General features: G+C 73.3%; 15 protein-coding genes. 10 read left to right on the top strand and 5 right to left on the bottom strand.

Annotation, left to right across the window (positions count from 1 at the left end; all coding sequences use genetic code 11):
- The first annotated feature begins 52 nt into the window (after nt 1-52).
- From AC27IY_RS10540 to AC27IY_RS10555, 4 genes are read left to right on the top strand one after another with little or no spacing between them, the layout of a single operon-like run.
- Nucleotides 53-1,687: a PP2C family protein-serine/threonine phosphatase gene (locus AC27IY_RS10540; protein ID WP_487177807.1), complete on the top strand. Its 1,635-nt coding sequence runs from the start codon at nt 53-55 to the stop codon at nt 1,685-1,687.
- Entirely contained in the window at nt 1,684-2,781 is a 1,098-nt protein-coding gene (locus tag AC27IY_RS10545) for a cobalamin B12-binding domain-containing protein (protein ID WP_487177808.1), read from the top strand. The genes AC27IY_RS10540 and AC27IY_RS10545 overlap by 4 nt, the downstream gene beginning before the upstream one ends.
- Complete coding sequence (locus tag AC27IY_RS10550) at nt 2,778-3,155, top strand: STAS domain-containing protein (protein ID WP_423448836.1); 378 nt, start codon at nt 2,778-2,780, stop codon at nt 3,153-3,155. Before AC27IY_RS10545 ends, AC27IY_RS10550 begins: the two co-directional genes overlap by 4 nt.
- Before the next feature lie 49 nt (nt 3,156-3,204).
- Nucleotides 3,205-4,251: a lytic transglycosylase domain-containing protein gene (locus AC27IY_RS10555; RefSeq protein ID WP_487177809.1), complete on the top strand. Its 1,047-nt coding sequence runs from the start codon at nt 3,205-3,207 to the stop codon at nt 4,249-4,251.
- A 6-nt stretch (nt 4,252-4,257) separates the two neighbouring features.
- On the opposite strand, the gene AC27IY_RS10560 is transcribed toward AC27IY_RS10555, so the two are convergent.
- Together AC27IY_RS10560 and yczE are read right to left on the bottom strand one after the other, a co-directional pair.
- Nucleotides 4,258-6,045: a glycoside hydrolase family 15 protein gene (locus AC27IY_RS10560; RefSeq protein WP_344215609.1), complete on the bottom strand. Its 1,788-nt coding sequence runs from the start codon at nt 6,043-6,045 to the stop codon at nt 4,258-4,260.
- A 9-nt stretch (nt 6,046-6,054) separates the two neighbouring features.
- Complete coding sequence (gene yczE / locus AC27IY_RS10565) at nt 6,055-6,687, bottom strand: membrane protein YczE (RefSeq protein ID WP_487177810.1); 633 nt, start codon at nt 6,685-6,687, stop codon at nt 6,055-6,057.
- Between the two features lie 63 nt (nt 6,688-6,750).
- Here yczE and yczR point away from each other — a divergent pair, with 63 nt between their 5' ends.
- Complete coding sequence (gene yczR, locus AC27IY_RS10570) at nt 6,751-8,181, top strand: MocR-like transcription factor YczR (RefSeq protein WP_487177811.1); 1,431 nt, start codon at nt 6,751-6,753, stop codon at nt 8,179-8,181.
- A gap of 9 nt (nt 8,182-8,190) precedes the next feature.
- Here the strand turns inward: yczR and AC27IY_RS10575 are convergent, their stop codons facing one another.
- Both AC27IY_RS10575 and AC27IY_RS10580 read right to left on the bottom strand, forming a co-directional pair.
- On the bottom strand, nt 8,191-8,799 hold the full coding sequence (locus AC27IY_RS10575) for a trimeric intracellular cation channel family protein (protein WP_423448829.1): 609 nt from the start codon (nt 8,797-8,799) through the stop codon (nt 8,191-8,193).
- Nucleotides 8,800-8,808: 9 nt separating this feature from the next.
- Nucleotides 8,809-10,302 carry a peptide MFS transporter gene (locus AC27IY_RS10580; protein WP_487177812.1) on the bottom strand — a complete coding sequence of 498 codons (1,494 nt, stop codon included), beginning with the start codon at nt 10,300-10,302 and terminating at the stop codon, nt 8,809-8,811.
- A 160-nt stretch (nt 10,303-10,462) separates the two neighbouring features.
- Between AC27IY_RS10580 and AC27IY_RS10585 the strand changes: the two genes are divergently transcribed.
- The 5 genes from AC27IY_RS10585 to AC27IY_RS10605 all read left to right on the top strand — a co-directional run bounded on the left by AC27IY_RS10585 (nt 10,463) and on the right by AC27IY_RS10605 (nt 16,819).
- Complete coding sequence (locus tag AC27IY_RS10585; RefSeq protein WP_487177813.1) at nt 10,463-12,313, top strand: AMP-dependent synthetase/ligase; 1,851 nt, start codon at nt 10,463-10,465, stop codon at nt 12,311-12,313.
- A gap of 80 nt (nt 12,314-12,393) precedes the next feature.
- Nucleotides 12,394-13,977 carry a hypothetical protein gene (locus AC27IY_RS10590; RefSeq protein WP_487177814.1) on the top strand — a complete coding sequence of 528 codons (1,584 nt, stop codon included), beginning with the start codon at nt 12,394-12,396 and terminating at the stop codon, nt 13,975-13,977.
- A 114-nt stretch (nt 13,978-14,091) separates the two neighbouring features.
- Entirely contained in the window at nt 14,092-14,580 is a 489-nt protein-coding gene (locus tag AC27IY_RS10595) for a hypothetical protein (RefSeq protein ID WP_344215595.1), read from the top strand.
- A 164-nt stretch (nt 14,581-14,744) separates the two neighbouring features.
- Complete coding sequence (gene moaA / locus AC27IY_RS10600) at nt 14,745-15,734, top strand: GTP 3',8-cyclase MoaA (protein ID WP_423448822.1); 990 nt, start codon at nt 14,745-14,747, stop codon at nt 15,732-15,734.
- 308 nt (nt 15,735-16,042) lie between these two features.
- Nucleotides 16,043-16,819 carry an NTP transferase domain-containing protein gene (locus tag AC27IY_RS10605; RefSeq protein WP_487177815.1) on the top strand — a complete coding sequence of 259 codons (777 nt, stop codon included), beginning with the start codon at nt 16,043-16,045 and terminating at the stop codon, nt 16,817-16,819.
- 316 nt (nt 16,820-17,135) lie between these two features.
- Here the strand turns inward: AC27IY_RS10605 and AC27IY_RS10610 are convergent, their stop codons facing one another.
- On the bottom strand, nt 17,136-17,450 hold the full coding sequence (locus AC27IY_RS10610) for a DUF3099 domain-containing protein (protein WP_364452833.1): 315 nt from the start codon (nt 17,448-17,450) through the stop codon (nt 17,136-17,138).

Below are 17,450 nucleotides of genomic sequence, written 5' to 3' on the forward strand. Positions count from 1 at the left end.
GACCTAGGGAGGCAGAGCCCGTCCCGGCGGGCTCGTTGTTGTGACAGGTCTCATGAGCGGCCTTGGACAGGACGGAGCCGACGCCCTGTGGCGTGGCTCCCCGCACCCGGTTCTGGTGGCCGACGCCGCGGGCCTGATCACCCGGGTCAACGACGCCGCCCTGCGGCTGCTGCCGGCGGCGGTGCCCGGCGCGCTCCTGGCGGACGCCGCGCCCGCCTGGCTGTCCCACGCCCACGTGCACATCCGTGCCCACGCCGGCCCTCCCCTCGACGACCTGCGGGAACGCGGCCCCATCGGGCCGGCCACGTTCGAGGCGCGACCGGTGCGCGAGGGCGACGCCGTCGCCTGGTGGCTCGCCGACGTCACCGACCTCGACCGCGCCACCCGTGCCCTGCGCCTCGAACGCGAGCGGACCGCCTTCCTCGACACCGCCTCCGGCGAGCTGCTGTCCTCGCTCAACCTCGACCGCTGCATGGAGGTGACCGCCCGCCTGGCCGCCCGCCACCTGGCCGACGCCGCGATGGTCATCCTGCCCCCGTACCGTCGCCGGCACCCGATCGCCTACTGCGGCCCGGACGGCACCGTCGTCCGCGAGGAACTGGCCGTCGACCCCGAGGCCGTGCCGGGCCTCGCCGAGGCGCTGCAGGGCTACCCACCCCTGCCCTCCCGCTGGATCGACCCCGCCGCCGCGCCCGGCTGGCTGGCCCGCGACGGGATCGGCGAGGTCGGCTCGATGGTGGTGAGCGCGCTCCCCGGGCACGGCGTCCCCGCGGGCGCGCTCGTCCTGCTGCGCCGCGGCGGCCAGGCCGGCTTCTCGGAGGGCGAGGAGGTCTTCGCCCGGCTGTTCGCGGCCCGCGCGGGGGCCGCCATGTCCGCCGCCCGGCTGTACGCCGAGCAGGCCGCCATCACCGAGACCCTCATGCGCGAGCTCCTGCCGCCCCGCGTCCGCAGCCTGCACGGCGTCGAGGTGGCCGCCCGCTACCGTCCCTCCGAGCAGGCCGCCCGCGTCGGCGGCGACTTCTACGACCTGCACGCCCCCGCCGAGCCCGACGGGGAGTCGCTGGTGGTGCTCGGCGACGTGGCCGGCAAGGGCCTGGAGGCCGCCGTGCTCACCGGCAAGATCCGGCACACGCTGCACGCGCTGCTGCCGCAGGCCGGCGACCACCAGCGGGTGCTCGAATCGCTCAACAGCGTGCTGCTGACCGGCGGCGACCGCACCCGCTTCGTCACGCTCGTCCTGGCCTCGCTGCTGCGGGTCGGCAACCGCGTACGGCTGCGCCTCACCAGCGCCGGGCACGCGCCGCCGCTCATCGTGCGCGCCGACGGCCGCGTCGAGGAGGCCCGTACCAGAGGCACCCTCATCGGCATGCTGGAGCGCGTCACCAGCGTCACCGACACCGTGCTGCTCGAACCCGGCGAGACCTGCCTGTTCTACACCGACGGCATCAGCGAGGCCATGGGCGGCCCGCTGGGCGACGAGATGTTCGGCGACGAGCGGCTGAAGGAGGAGCTGCGGCAGTGCGGCGGCATGCCGCCCGAGGCGATCGCCGAACGGGTGGAGATGCTGGCCTCCCAGTGGGTAAGAGGTGGCGATCACGACGACATGGCCGTCATCGCCATCACGGCGCCGCGCGGCGCGCACCTCAGCGCGGTGGGAGGCAACGGCCGGGGAAGGTTCACCGCATGACGCACACAGACGAGCTCGCCTACGGCCTGCCGGCCTGGCGGGAGAAACTCTGGGACGCCGCCGTCGAGGGCGACGAGTACGCCGCCGCCGACGCCGCGCTCGCCGCGCTCGACTCCGGCATCCCGCTGGAGACCCTGCTGCTGGAGGTCGTCGCGCCCGTACAGGGCCGGGTCGGCAGCGAATGGGAGGCCAACCGGCTCACCGTGGCGCAGGAGCACGCCGCGACCGCCGTCAACGAGCGGGTGCTGGCCGCCGTCGCCCACCACCCCGTGGCCCGCGCCGCCGCCTCCGGCCCGCCCGCCGGGCGGATCGCGGTCGCCTGCATCGACGGCGAGTGGCACGCCATGCCCGCCAGGATCCTGGCAGAGGTGCTGCGGCTGCGCGGCTGGCGGGTCGACTACCTCGGCGCCCAGGTGCCGACGCCGCACCTCATCGCCCATCTGCACCGTACGGCCTGCGACCTGGTCGCGCTGTCCAGCTCCATCCCCGTCCGGCTGCCCGCCGCGCACGCGGCCATCACCGCCTGCCAGGCGACCGGCACCCCCGTGATGGCCGGCGGCGCGGCCTTCGGGCCGGACGGCCGCTACGCCCGCCTGCTCGGCGCCGACGCCTGGGCCCCGGACGGCGGGGCCGCCGCCGACCGCCTGGCGTCGGGCCCGCTGCCCCGCCCGCCCGCGCCCCGCCAGGCCGTGGACGACCTGCCGCACCTGGACGACCAGGAGTACACCATGGTCAGCCGGTCGGCCCGGCGGCTGGTCAGGGACGTCATGAGCGGCCTTGAGGAGCGCGTCCCCGCGATGGCGGCGTACACGCCGCAGCAGCGCCGGCACACCGCCGAGGACATCGCGCACATCGTCGACTTCCTGGCCGCCGCGCTCTACGTGGACGACCCCGAGCTGTTCGGCCGTTTCCTCGGCTGGACGGCGGGGGTGCTGGTCGCGCGCGGCGTCCCGGCCGGTACGCTGCTACCCGCGCTCGACCTGCTCGGCGGGCGGCTGGAGGACTTCCCCCGGGCCGTGGCCGTGATCGCGTTCGGACGGGACGCCGTCCGCGCCGCGTCCCCGTCCCCCGAACACCCCGGAAAGCTCGCATGACCGCCTTCGCACCCCTCCCGCTGACCCTCGTCCTGGACACGCCCCGCCCGGGGGCGCTGCGCGTCGCGGTCGGCGGCGACCTCGACTACACCACCGCCGAGGAGCTGCTGACCACCGTCGTCGCCGCGCTGGACGGCGGGAGCCTCACCGACGTGCACCTCGACTGCGGCGAGCTGCGCATCTGCGACTCCAGCGGCCTGTCGGCCCTGCTGACCGTCCACCGGCGGGCGGCGGCGGCCGGGGCGCGGCTGCACCTCGACGACCGGCCGCCCGCGCTGAATCGGCTGCTGGACGTCAGCGGCACCTACGAGCACCTGACGGGCGAGCCCGCCACGTCGGTCCGGTGGCGCTCCACCACCACCTCCTCCGACTGAGGCCCCGGCACGCCGCTGCCGGGGCATGATCCGGGTAGGTTGGCCCACCATGAAGGACCTCCGACCCCCGAACAGCGCCCCGCACGCCGACAGGGGTGCCGGCCCCGCCCGTGGCCGCCGCCCGGTCCGCCTCGCGCTGGTGGCCGCGACGGCTCTCGTCACCGGGCTCAGCGGCTGCGGCGCGACCTCGCCGGCCGATCCGGCCGGCACGTCCTCATCGGCCGGCCCGGCGGAATCGCCGGCCGCCCGCCCGGACGGAACGACGGCCGGGACGAGGTCCGGGGAGCCGTCGGGCGGGCCGGCCGAGACGCGGCCGACGGAGGGCGCAGGAGCCGCCCGCGCGCTCCCCGCCCCCGGCGAGCCGCTTCCCGCCACCCCCGCCAAGCTGGCCACCGCCCTGAGCGAGACGACGGCCGCGCTGAACGCCGCCATCGACCGCTGGAAGCCCGCCAAGGGCGCCCCGCCGCGTGACGTCGAGCTGCTGGCCCTCTACCACCAGCGCCTCTACCGCCACGCCGCCCGCCACCGCTCCCTCGCCGACCGCGCCTTCGCCCGCCTCCCCGCGGCCCTGGCGGCGCAGGCCAGGGACAACGTCGGCGCCATCCGCGAGCTGCTCGCCCTGGCCCGCCCCATCAAGCCGGCCGCGGTGTTCAAGGTCCAGCCGGCCCGCCCGGCCGCCGAGCTGCTCGCCCACTTCAAGCGCGGCGAGCGCCGCTTCGGGGTGGAGTGGGAGGTGCTGGCCGCGGTGATGCTCGCCGAGACGAAGTTCGGCCGGGTCCGCTCCGACAGCCATGCGGGCGCGCAGGGCCCGATGCAGTTCATGCCGGCGACCTGGCGGGCGTACGGGATGGGCGGCGACGTCCAGGACCCCGGCGACGCGATCATGGGCGCGGCCAACTACCTCCGTGCCAGCGGCGCGCCCCGCGACTACCGGCGGGCCCTGCACGCCTACAACCCGTCCCGGGCGTACGTGAACGCCATTCTCCTGCACGCCCGCCAGATGAAGCGCGACCCGCGCGCCTACTACGCCTACTACAACTGGCAGGTCTTCGTCCTCACGACCGAGGGCGAGCGCCGCCTCACCGGCCCGAAGTAGCGCGGCTCAGCCTGTCGTGACCCCCGCCGGGCCGTCCAGAGAGGACAGGGCGCGGGCGGCGTGCACCAGCGGCACGTGGCTGAACGCCTGCGGGAAGTTGCCGACCAGCCGCCCGTAGCGGGGGTCGTACTCCTCGGCCAGCAGCCCGACGTCGTTGCGCAGCTTCAGCAGCCGCTCGAACAGCTCCGTCGCCTCCTCCTTGCGCCCCTGCATCGCCATCACCTCGACCAGCCAGAAGCTGCACGCGAGGAAGGCGCCCTCGCCGCCGGGCAGGCCGTCCACGTCGTTGTCCTCGGCGATCGGGTAGCGCAGGACGAAGCCGTCCGACATGAGCTCCTTCTCGATGGCGGCGACCGTGCCCACCACGCGGGGGTCGTCGGCGGGCAGGAAGCCCACCATGGGGATCATCAGCAGCGCCGCGTCCAGCTCGGACGACCCGTACGACTGGGTGAAGGTGTTGCGCGCGCAGTCGTAGCCCTTCTCGCAGATCTCCTTGTGGATGACGTCCCGCAGGGTGCGCCACTTCTCGACGGGGCCGGTGCGGCCGAAGCGCTCGACGTACTTGACGGCCCGGTCGAGCGCCGCCCAGCACATCACCTTGGAGTGGACGAAGTGCCGGCGCGGCCCGCGCACCTCCCACAGGCCCTCGTCGGGCTCGTCCCAGTGCTCCTCCACGTAGCCGAGGAGCTGGCGCTGGATCGTCCAGGCCCGGTCGTCGGGGGGCAGGCCGCGGGTGCGCGAGACGAACAGGCAGTTCATCACCTCGCCGTACACGTCGAGCTGGAGCTGGCGGACCGCCTCGTTGCCGATCCTGACCGGGCGGGAGTCCTCGTAGCCGTCGAGCCAGTCGAGGCGCAGCTCGGGCAGGCGGCGCTCGCCGGCGACGCCGTACATGATCTGCAGGTCCTGGGGCCGGCCGGCGATGGCCCGCAGCAGCCAGGACCGCCAGTCGGCCGCCTCCTCCAGGTAGCCGTTGGAGATGAGCGCGTCGAGGGTCAGCGTGGCGTCGCGCAGCCAGCAGAAGCGGTAGTCCCAGTTGCGCACGCCGCCGAGGTCCTCGGGCAGCGAGGTGGTGGGGGCCGCGACGATGCCGCCGGTCGGCGCGTACGTGAGCGCCTTCAGCGTGATGAGCGAGCGGTTGACCGCCTCCCGGTAGGGGCCGCGGTAGCTGCACCGCGTCATCCAGTCCCGCCAGTACGCCTCGGTCTCGGCGAGCTGCTCCTCGCAGTCGATCGCGGGCGGCATCTCCTCGTGCGAGGGGTGCCAGGTGAACACGAACGGCAGCCGCTCGCCCTCCTTGACGGTGAACGTGGCCCGGTGCGCGTAGTCGCCGCCCTTCAGCGGCACCGGCGCGTGCAGCCACACCGAGTCGGGCCCGCCGATCGCCTGGAGGTGCCCGTTCGTGCGGCGCACCCACGGCACGATCCGGCCGTAGTCGAAGCGCACCCGCAGCACGGTGGAGATCTCCACGGTGCCGCTGACGCCCTCGACGATGCGCACCACGTCGGGGTTGCGGTCACGGGGCGGCATGAAGTCGATGATCCGTACGGTGCCCGTGGGGGTGTCCCACTCGCTCTCCAGGATGAGCGTGTCCGGGCGGTAGCGTCGCCGGTCGGCGTGCTTGCGGCCGGTGGGGCCGAGCCACCAGTGCCCGTTGCGCTCGTTGCCGAGCAGGGACGCGAAGCACGCGGGGGAGTCGAACCTGGGCAGGCACAGCCAGTCGATGGAGCCGTCCCTGCCCACGAGCGCGGCCGACTGCATGTCTCCGATCAGGGCGTAATCCTCGAGGCGCATGCTACGACGCTACTCGCCGCGCGGGTGGTCCCGCGTCGGCGAGAGCGGGAACCAGCGGGTGAACAGCTGCGTGAGCGGGCCGATGGCCAGCGCGAACACGAGGGTGCCGAGGCCGGCCGTGCCGCCGAGCAGCCAGCCCGCGCCCAGGGCGGTGATCTCGATGAGGAAGCGGGCGAGCCGTACCGACAGGCCGAGCCGGGTCAGCCCGGTCATGATGCCGTCGCGCGGTCCCGGCCCCATGCCGGCGCCGATGTAGAGGACGGTGGCGAGGGCGACCGCGCAGACGCCGGCGGCCAGGTACAGGGCCTGGAGGGGGAGCGCGTGCGGGGTCGGCAGCAGTGCGATCGCGGCGTCGGCGAACAGGCCGAGGAACACCACGTTCGCGATCGTCCCGAATCCGGGGCGCTGGCGCAGCGGGATCCACAGCAGCATCACCAGCGCGCCGACGGCGATGATGACCGCGCCGATGGACACGCCGGTGCGCATGGCCACCCCCTGGTGGAAGACGTCCCACGGGCTGTTGCCGAGCCCGGACTCCACCTGGAGGGCGATGCCGACGCCGTACAGGGCGAGGCCGCCGTGCAGCTGGGCCAGCCTGGCCGGGAGGGAACGCGGCAGGGGAAGGGTGATGCTCTCGCTCATAATGGACCCAGAGTGGCAGGGTTCGGCTTGCCAAAACAGGGCCAATCGCGGAAAGTGGCCCTTATGCGGCATCTCTCGGCGGCCCAGGTGGCCCGGCTCGCCGGCGTCGACCCCGGCGCCCGCCCCTACTACCGCGCGCTCGCCGACGGCGTGCGCGCCCGCATCATGGACGGCCAGATCCCGGTACGCGTCCGCATGCCCGCCGAACGCCACCTCGCCGAGGCGCTGCGGGTCAGCCGCACCACGGTCACCGCCGCCTACGACCTGCTGCGCGAGCGCGGCTACCTGGAGAGCCGCCAGGGCTCGGGAAGCTGGACGGCGCTGCCCGACCCGGCCTCCACCGCCGAGAACCCCTGGCTCAGCACCGGCGGCGACGGCCTCATCCAGCTCCACAGCGCCGCCCCGCCCGCGCCTGGGGCGCTGCGCGAGGCGATGCTGGAGGCGGTCGAGGACCTGCCGCGCCACGGCATGGGCAACGGCTACGACCCCATGGGCCTGCCGCTGCTGCGGGAGCGCATCGCGGCCCGCTACACCGCCCGCGGCGTGGCCACCCGCCCCGAGCAGATCCTCGTCACCGCCGGCTCCCAGCACGCCCTGCACCTCGTGCTCGGCCTGCTCGCCGGGCCGGGCGACGCGGTGCTGGTGGAGTCGCCGACCTACCCGCACGCGATCGACGCGGCCCGGCAGCGCGGCGCCCGCATCGTCCCGGTCGGGATCTCCCACGAGGGCTGGCGGCCCGACCTGCTCACGGGCGCGATGCGGCAGTCCGGGGCCCGCCTCGCCTACCTCATGCCCGACTTCCAGAACCCGACCGGCGCCCTCATGGACGACGCCACCCGCGCCGCCGTGACCGCCATGGCCCGGCGCCACGACGCGCTGCTGCTCATCGACGAGACCTGGCAGGAGCTGGCCGTCGACGAGGTGCCGCACACCTCGCCGATGGCCGCCTTCGACACCGACAGCCGGGTGATCAGCGTCGGGTCGGCGTCCAAGCTGTGGTGGGGCGGGCTGCGCGTCGGCTGGGTCCGCGCCACCGCGGCGCTGGCCCGCCGCCTCGCCCTGCACCGCGCGGTCGTCGACATCGCCGGCCCCGTGCTGGAGCAGCTCGCCGTCGCGCGGCTGTTCGACCGGCTGGAGGAGACCCGCGCCGAACGCCGCCGCGCCCTGCGCGCCTCGCGCGCCGCCCTGGTGGACGGGCTGCGTGAGCACCTGCCCGAGTGGACGTTCACCGTGCCGCGCGGCGGCGGCACGCTCTGGGTCCGGCTGAACGGCGACGCCGCGACCCCGCTCGCCGAGGCCGCCGCCGGGCACGGCGTCCGGCTCGCGCCCGGCCCCTGGTTCGGCCTGGAGGGCACGCTGGAGGGCTACCTGCGGCTGCCGTTCACCCTGCCGCCCCAGGTGCTGACCGAGGCCGTCGTCCGCCTGCGCGCCGCCCGCGAGCACGGCCCCGCCGGCCCCGCCCCCGTCCCGGACTCGCTCAGCGCGATGGTGTGAGCCGCGCGCTCACTGGGCGACGCCCCTGGCCATCGGGAAGCGCCAGTTGAACCGCATGGACGTGATGCGCAGCCCGAAGGCCAGCAGCGCCGCGGCGAGGGTGGCGGGCCAGCCGTGCAGCCCGTACGACGACAGCGCCGCCATCACCCCCGACCCGAGCATCGCCGGCACGGCGTAGAGCTGGCGGTCGTAGAGCAACGTCGGGATCTCCCCGGCCAGCACGTCCCGCAGCATGCCGCCGCCGACCGCCGTGACCACGCCCAGCAGGGCGGCGTGCAGCGGGTTGAGCCCGTACTCCAGGGCCTTCTCGGTGCCGACCGCGCAGAACAGCCCGAGCCCGGCCGCGTCCAGCACCAGGATGGCGGGCATCACCCGGGCCACGTGCGGGTGCCAGAAGAAGACGATCACCGTGGCGGCCACCGGCACCAGGACGTAGCCGAGGCTCTGGAACGCGATCGGCCGCACGTTGAGTATGAGGTCGCGGACCACCCCGCCGCCGAGCGCGGTCATCGAGGCCAGCACCAGCATGCCCACCCCGTCCAGCTTCTTGCGCACGCCCATCAGCGCGCCGGACAGGGCAAAGACGAAAATTCCGACAAGATCCAGGATTTCTGACACGGTGGATTTCTACCGGATCGAGGAGGGAAGGGCCTCCGCGTGGTAGTGCTCGGCCATCAGCACCCGCAACCGCCGCGTGAACATGAACAGCGCCACCCCCGCCACGATCGCCATGACCGCCAGCACCAGGTAGTACGCCGGCTCCGACAGCACCGCGCCGAGCCGCCCCGTCTGCCCGCCCACCGCGTCGCCCACCGACACCGCGATGAACCACACGCCGAGCATCTGCGCCTTGAACGCCTCCGGCGCCAGCTTCGTCGTCACCGACAGCCCGACCGGGCTGAGCGACAGCTCGCCGAACACCTGGATCGCGTACACCAGCACCAGCCACCACACCGACACCCGCCCGGCCTCGGCCAGCGCCGCCGCCACCGCCATGACCACGAAGCTCAGCCCCACCATGACCAGCGCGAAGCCGAACTTCTGCGGCGTGCTCACCCGCGTGCCCAGCCTGACCCAGAGCGCCGCGAACACCGGCACGAAGATCATGATGAGCAGCGGGTTGAACGACTGCGTCGTGGCCGGCTGGATGTGGACCCCGAACAGCGACAGGTCGGTGTGGTCGGCGGCGAAGGCCAGCAGCTTGCTCGGCGCCAGGTCGTAGATCATCCAGAAGATGGCCGCGGCCACGAAGAGCCAGATGTAGGCCTTCATCCGGTCCCGCTCCTCCTGGGACAGCTCGTGGCTGCCCAGCATGATGTACGAGAAGTAGACGATCGGCACGATGAGGATGACCACGGTGATCGCGATCGTCAGCCGGTCGATCGTGAGCGTGCCGCTCGCCGCCCACGCCACCAGCGCGGCCACGACCACGGCCGCGCCGAGACCCGCCAGCCGGCCGAAGCGGCGCCGCTCGGCGGGCGTCAGCCGCAGGCCCGGCCGCTCGCCGACGCCGCGCAGCGCCCGCCTGCCCCACACGTACTGGACCAGGCCGAGCGCCATGCCGACGGCCGCCGCGCTGAAGCCGAGGTGCCAGCGGTCGCCGGCGGCCAGCCAGCCGACCACGATCGGCGCGAAGAACGCCCCCAGGTTGATGCCGAGGTAGAACAGCGAGAACCCGGCGTCGCGGCGGCCGTCCTCGTCCTCGGAGTAGAGCCGGCCCACCATGACCGAGATGTTCGGCTTGAGCAGCCCCGTGCCGGCGATGATCAGCAGCAGCCCGAGCCAGACGAAGAACGGCGTCGTCACCGGGATCGCCATGCTGATGTGCCCCAGCATGATGACGAACCCGCCCCAGAACACCGACCTGCGCGCCCCCAGGATGCGGTCGGCCACCCAGCCGCCCGGCAGCGCCACCAGGTAGATGAGCGCGCCGTAGACGCCGACGACCGCCTGCGCCGTCGCGGGCGGCAGGCCCAGCCCCTGGTGGGCCGGCGAGGCGGCCATGAAGGTGTAGAGGATCGCGCGCAGGCCGTACCAGCTGAAGCGTTCCCACATCTCGGTGCCGAAGAGCGTCGCCAGGCCCCACGGATGGCCGAAGAACGTCCTGCCGCTGCCCCGCATCGCCCTGCCCCCAATGTGACGGCCCAATATGACAGATCGCATCCGATCCATCACTCTACGTCAGAGATGCCGCTCTTTCCGGGCAAGGTCTTGCCGCTGTCCGGCCCCTGTGGTGCGATGCAAGCCATTCATGCAAGTGAATACTGACTGGAGGCGCGCCATGGCCGAAGTCCTCGAGGTCCGGGCCGAGATCGAGCAGCAGATCGCCGGCCGTACCGTCTGCAGGCAGCTCGCCGAGCTGGCCGAGCGGCACCCCGACGCCCCCGCCTACTCCGACCCCGGCGAACCCGACTCCGGCGAGGACTGGCGCACGCTCACCTACGCCGAGGCCAGGCGGCGCGTCCTGGAGATCGCGGCCGGCTTCGCCGCCCTGGGCCTCGGGCGCGGCGAGTCCGTCGCGATCATGATGGTCAACCGCAGCGAGCACGTCCTCGCCGACCTCGGCGCCGTGCACGCCGGGGGAGTGGGCTGCACGATCTACAGCACGTTCGCGCCCGAGCAGATCGAGTTCGTCGCCGGCGACGTCGGCGCACGCTTCGCCGTCCTCGGCGGCCCCGCCGAGCTGGCCCGCTGGCAGCCGGTGCTCGACCGCCTCGGCGGCCTGCGCAGGATCATCATGCTGGAGGGGGCGCCCGCCGGCGACGAGCGGTTCATGGCCTGGGCGGACTTCCTGGAGCTCGGCCGCGCCCGGCTCGCCGCCGACCCCGGCGCCGTCGAGGAGCGCCTGCGCGCCGTCACCGCCGGCGACGTGGTCACCGTCCTCTACACCTCCGGCACCACCGGGATGCCCAAGGGCGTCCCGCTCACCCACACCAACGTCTTCTACGAGGTCGCCGCCACCGACCGGCTCACCGCGCTGCCGACCCTCGGCACCCAGATCTCCTACCTCACCTACGCCCACATCGCCGAGCGCATCCTCAGCCTCTACCTGCCGCTGGTGAAGGCGTCCCACGTCTACTTCTGCACCGACCTCGCCAACCTCGGCGCCACGCTGGGGCAGGTCCGGCCGATGATGTTCTTCGGGGTGCCGCGCGTGTGGGAGAAGATGATGGCCCGCCTCCTCGCCGTGCTCGCCGGGCAGCCCGAGGAGCAGCAGGCCGCGGTCCGCGAGGCCATGGCGGCCGGCCGCGCGTACGTCGAGGCCGGCCAGTACGGCCACACGATCACACCCGAGATCCAGGCCGCGTACGACAAGGCCGACGCCGCCCTGCTCGGGCTCATCCGCGGCATGATCGGCTTCGACCGCGCCCAGTGGACCGCCACCGGCGCCGCCCCCCTCCCGTCCGAGGTGCAGAACTTCTACGCCGGCCTCGGGCTCAAGGTCATCGACGTGTACGGCATGACGGAGACCACCGGCGCCTTCACCGGCAACAGCCCCGCCTGCTACCGCCTCGGCACGGTCGGCAGGGCCGAGCCCGGCGTCGAGGTGCGCATCGCCGAGGACGGCGAGCTGCTCACCCGCAGCCCGCTCAACACCCTCGGCTACCTCAACCGCCCCGAGGCCACCGCCGAGCTCATCGACGCCGACGGCTGGCTGCACACCGGCGACATCGGCAGCGTGGACGACGACGGCTTCTACCGCGTCGTGGACCGCAAGAAGGAGCTCATCATCACCGCGGGCGGCGAGAACATCTCCCCGGCCGAGATCGAGAACCACCTCAAGCAGCACCCGCTCATCGGCCAGGCGCTCGCCTACGGCGACCTGCGGCCCTACCCGGTCGCCGTCCTCACCATCGACGCCGAGGTGGCGCCCGGCTGGGCGCAGGCGCGCGGCATCACGTACGGCTCGCTCGCCGAGCTCGCCGCGCACCCCGACGTGCTGAAGGAGGTGGAGAGCGCCGTCGAGGCCGCCAACACCAGGCTCGCCCGGGTGCAGCAGGTGAAGAAGTGGGCGCTGCTCGGCACCGAGTGGACCGCCGAGACCGAGGAGCTCACCCCGAGCCTCAAGCTCAAGAGGCGGATCATCCACGCGAAGTACGCCGACGTCATCGAAGGTCTCTACTCCGGCTGATCCCGTTTTTCCGGGGCTTTGCCACCAGAGGCGTGTGTCGAGGGTTTGGCCATGACCGGGCGGTTCCTACCGTCTCGATCATGACCAGAGGACTGCTACTCGCCTCGCTCGCGGCGGGGACGCTCGTGGCTCCCGCGTCCGCGTCCACCGCCGCCGCCGGGGTGCCCGCCAAGGTGCCCGTCTCCGCGCCCGTGCCCTCCTCGGAGGAGGGGCCCATGATCCGCGCCATCACCGTGCGCCCCGCCGAGCCCGTCGTCGGGCCGCGCGGCTCCGTCCGCCTGGTGATCGACGTGATCGCCAAGGGGACGTCGGGCAAGAACGGCGTCACCGTCAAGGTCGAGCCGGGCGCTCCGCCCGGCCCGGTACTGGCGTCCAAGCCACTCCCCGACGAGCCGGCGGAAACCCCCACCCCCGCCGACTCACCGGCCGAATCGCCTGACCTGGAGCCCCCGGCCGAACCCACGGAAGCGCAGTCCCCGTCGCTGTCTCCCGAACTCGGATACCCCACCCGACCCTCCGGGGCGAACACTCCCGACGACCTGGCCGGGCTGAACACTCCCGACGACCTGCCCGAGCTCGACGCCCCGGCGGCGCAGACGGGCCGGGCGGCGCGAAGGGACCGGACGGCGCAGACGGACCAGGCGGCTCAGACCGACCGGGCGGCTCAGACCGGCCGGGCGGCTCAGACCGACCGGGCGGCTCAGACCGGCCGGGCGGCTCAGACCGACCGGGCGGCTCAGACCGACCGGGCGGCTCAGACCGACCGGGTGGCTCAGACCGACCGGGCAGTGCCGGCCGCCCCGGCGGCACCGGCTGACTCGGCACCGGCTGGCCTTCTGGCCCCAGGCCGCCCAGCGGCGCAGACGGACCGGGTGGCTCAGACCGACCGGGCAGCGCTGGCCGCCCCGGCGGCACCGGCTGGCTCGGCACCGGCTGGCCCGGTGGCACCGGCCCGTCCGGCGGTGCAGGGCCATCCGGGGACGGCGCATGCGGCGGCGCCGGTCGACCCGCTGGCGCAGGCCATCCCGCTGGCGCAGGCCAAGCCGACCGCTGCCGCGGTGCCGCCGCACCCGGCCCCTCTGGCCCCTCTGGCCCCCCTGGCGGCCGCGACCGGGCACGCCGACGCGACCCCCAAGGCAGGAGGCCTGCACCTGCTCCCGCTCACCCGCGCCGTCGCGCCGAGGCCCGCCGCGCAGCGCTCGACCGACGGCTGGGAGACCTGGCGCTTCCTCCCGGACAAGAGGCTCAGCCGCTACTACCCGACCGGCACCTGGACGGTGGCCGCCACCGCCCACGGCAAGGACGACCGGACCGTGACCGAGTACGCCACCTTCCGCTTCCGCCGCGCCACCCGCCTGTCGCCCGTCCGCGTCGAAAAGGCCGGAGCCGGGGCCGGCGGCGCGGTCCGCGTACGCGGTTCGCTGACGCGCGTCGACCCGCGCGGCCTGACCGACTACGGCCCGTTCGGCAAGCAGCGCCTGGAGATCCTCTGGCGCCAGGACTGGCACTCCGACTGGCAGCAGGTCGCCGAGACCGTCACGGACGCCGCAGGCGGCTTCGAGACCAGGATCTACGGCCGGCCGAACGGCTACTGGCGCGTCCGCTTCCCCGGAACCGCTCACTACGCCGCTTACACCTCCAGATCCCGACGAACCATGAGGTAAGGGACTTGTAGCCGAATCGTGACACCCTTTGCCGCAACTTTCCTTGACCTTTACGAGTCAATGGTTGACGTGCCCTATTTGGGGCGCGTAAGTGACGGGGAAGGAATCATGAAGATGCGACGAATCGCAGCCGGTCTGGCGGCCGCCGCCCTGGGCGCCTCGGTGCTCGCCACCGCGGCCACGCCCGCGTTCGCGGACGAGCCGGACACGGACTTCGTCGGCGGCAACACGAGCCTGGCGCTCGACGCCAACCCCGAGCCCGCCTGGCGCGGGAAGCCGATCCGCCTCGACGGCAAGCTGTCCGTGCAGTGCGAGGAGGACTACATCAGCGGGTTCGTGCAGGTCATCCACTCCGACGCCTGCAAGAAGCAGGAGCGCTGGCACCGGCTGGCCTGGAAGCGGATCGTGATCCTCTTCCGCCCGAACGGCACCGGCAAGTGGGAGTACGTCGACTCGGTCAGGACCGGCCGCGACGGCTACTTCCACACCCGCGTCCCGGCCCGTACGTCGGGCACCTGGCGCGCCGTCTTCGAGGGCGCCAGGCACCTGGAGCCGTCGGAGGCCACCGACTACGTCAAGGTGATCGGCCGCCGCCACCACTGAGACACCCACTGGGGCACCACTGGGGCTCGGCCCGCCGGACGCCCGGCCGCTTCGGCGGCCGGGCGTCCGGCGTTCCCGGACATGCGGCGACAAGGTGGTTTTGAGTACGGCCGGAACCACGTCGTAGGCTGGCTCTCTGGCGAACGGACTGGAGGTGACGCCCGGTGTTGCGAGACTCGTTCGGACGGGTGGCGACGGATCTGCGGGTGTCCCTCACGGACAAGTGCAACCTGCGCTGTACCTACTGCATGCCTCCCGAGGGCCTCGACTGGCTGCCGAGCGCCCAGCTCCTCACCGCCGACGAGATCGTCCGCCTGGTGGGCGTCGGCGTCGAGCGCCTCGGCATCACCGAGGTCCGCTACACCGGCGGCGAGCCGCTGCTGCGGCGCGAGCTGGCCGACATCGTGGCCCGCACCGCCGCACTGGAGCCGCGCCCGCAGATCTCGCTGACCACCAACGGCATCGGCCTCGCCCGCCTGGCCGGGACGCTGGCCGACGCCGGGCTCGACCGCGTCAACGTCTCACTCGACACCCTGGACGCGGCCACGTTCAAGCGCCTCGCCCACCGCGACCGGCACGCCGACGTCATCGCCGGCCTCGCCGCCGCCGACCGCGCGGGGCTGCGCCCAGTCAAGATCAACTCTGTGCTCATGCGCGGCGTCAACGAGCACGAGGCCGTCCCGCTGCTGCGCTGGTCGCTGGAGCAGGGCTACGAACTGCGCTTCATCGAGCAGATGCCGCTCGACGCGCAGCACGGCTGGAGCCGCGAGGCCATGGTCACCGCCGACGAGATCCTCGGCCTGCTGTCGGAGGCGTTCGACCTGACGCCGGACGACCAGGAGGAGCGGGGCAGCGCGCCCGCCGAGCGTTTCCTGGTCGACGGCGGGCCCGCGCGGGTCGGCGTCATCGGCTCGGTCACCCGCCCGTTCTGCGGCGCCTGCGACCGCGTCCGGCTCACCGCCGACGGCCAGATCCGCAACTGCCTGTTCGCGACCGAGGAGTCCGACCTCAAGACCGCGCTGCGGGCCGGCGCCACGGACGAAGAGCTCGCGGCGCGCTGGCAGGCGGCGGTCGCCCGCAAACGGGCCGGCCACGGCATCGACGACCCGTCCTTCCTCCAGCCCTCCCGCCCGATGTCCGCCATCGGCGGCTGACCCCCGTGCCCACCGACCCGTACGACGGCGCGGAGACGGGCGCCCCGCCCGGCGGTCCCGAACGTAAGCGGTCGGCCGACGAACCTGAAGGTGAAGGGCTGGCCAGCGGACCTGAATGTAAGGGGCCGGCTGGCGATCCTGGATGGGAGCGGTCGGCCGACGGACCTGAACGTGAGGGGTCGGCGGACGGACCTGAAGGTGAGGGGTCGGCCACCGGACCTGAACGTAAGGGGTCGGCTGGCGGTCCTGGACGTGAGTGGTCGGGCGGCCGTCCCGGACTTCGGGGGCCGGCCGCGGGCTTCGACGCCGTGGTGCTGGCCGGGGGCGAGGCCAGGCGGCTCGGTGGGCGCGACAAGCCGGGCATCACCGTCGGCGGCCGATCCCTCGTCGAGAACGTCGTCGCCGCCGCGTCCGGCGCCCGCCGCACGATCGTGGTCGGCCCCGAGCGCCCCCTTCCCGGCGTCCGGTTCGCGCGTGAGGACCCGCCGGGCGGCGGGCCCGTCCCCGCCCTGGCCGCGGGCCTGGCACACGTCACAGCCCCCTGGGTGGCGCTGCTCGCCGGGGACCTGCCGTTCCTCACGCGGACGCACGTCGCGGCGCTGCTGGAGGCCGCACCGCCGGGCGCGGGCGCGGTGATGGTGGACGACGGCGGGCGAGAACAATGGCTGGCGGGCGTCTGGCCGGCCGCCGAGCTGCGGCGCGCGCTCGCCGCCTACGCGGGCCGCTCGCTCCGCGGCCTGCTGGCCCCGCTGGTCGGCGCGCGCCTGACGCCGCCCGGACGCCCCTGGTTCGACTGCGACACGATCAACGACCTGGAGGAGGCACACATGCACGTGCTCAACGAATGGACCGCCCTGGCCTGCAAGGAGCTGGGCATCGACCCGGCCGCCGTGGACCGCGACCAGATTCTCGACCTCACCAAGGAGGTCGCCCACGGCGTGGCGCGCCCGGCCGCGCCGCTGACGGCGTACCTGCTGGGCCTGGCTCAGGGCGCGGGCACCGCGCCCGAGGACGCCGTCGCCAAACTGACCACTTTGGCGAAGAACTGGCCGTCGGCGGCCTCCGGGACGCTGACAGACGGCTGACACTCGAACGAACTCTTGAAGTCAAGCTGACTCCCGCCTGAAGATTTCCTGTGAATAACAGGAGGGGCGGGAGTGAAAACGATTTCGGGAAAGCAGCCCTATCCGACCGGGCCGGCGCCGCCGTTCTAGATCATCTGCTGAAGCAGGTTTGACCAGGAAAAGGGCGACGCCGGGTGGTTACGGGGGCAAACCACCCGGCGTCGCTTCATCGGCGTTCCGACGGGGGCCCGGAACGCCGGCACCAGCACTCCGACGGGGGACCGGAGCGCTTGGCTAAAGCGTACACCTACAACCCATGGGATGCGTCAAGACTTAGTCACGACCCGATCTCGCGTCGATGCAGCGGTATCTCGCTTTGGTTAGCCTCAGGGTCCTGAAAGGTAGGAGGCGGGGCGGGCTCGCCCCTCTCATTGGCCCCGATTACCGCTATGTATGGCAAAAACACGGCGCCGGCGATGAACAGCAGCCTGAACGGCCACGGCACGGGCACCACCACCGCGAGGATCAGGCACACCGTGCGGATGCCCATCTGGACGAGGTATCTGATCTCCCGCCGGTGGATGTCCGACGTCAGCGACGGTTTGGCGTCGGTGACCTGGTGGACGTCCACGTTCTTGCGCCACCGCTTCAT

This window comes from Nonomuraea sp. B208, from assembly GCF_057536035.1.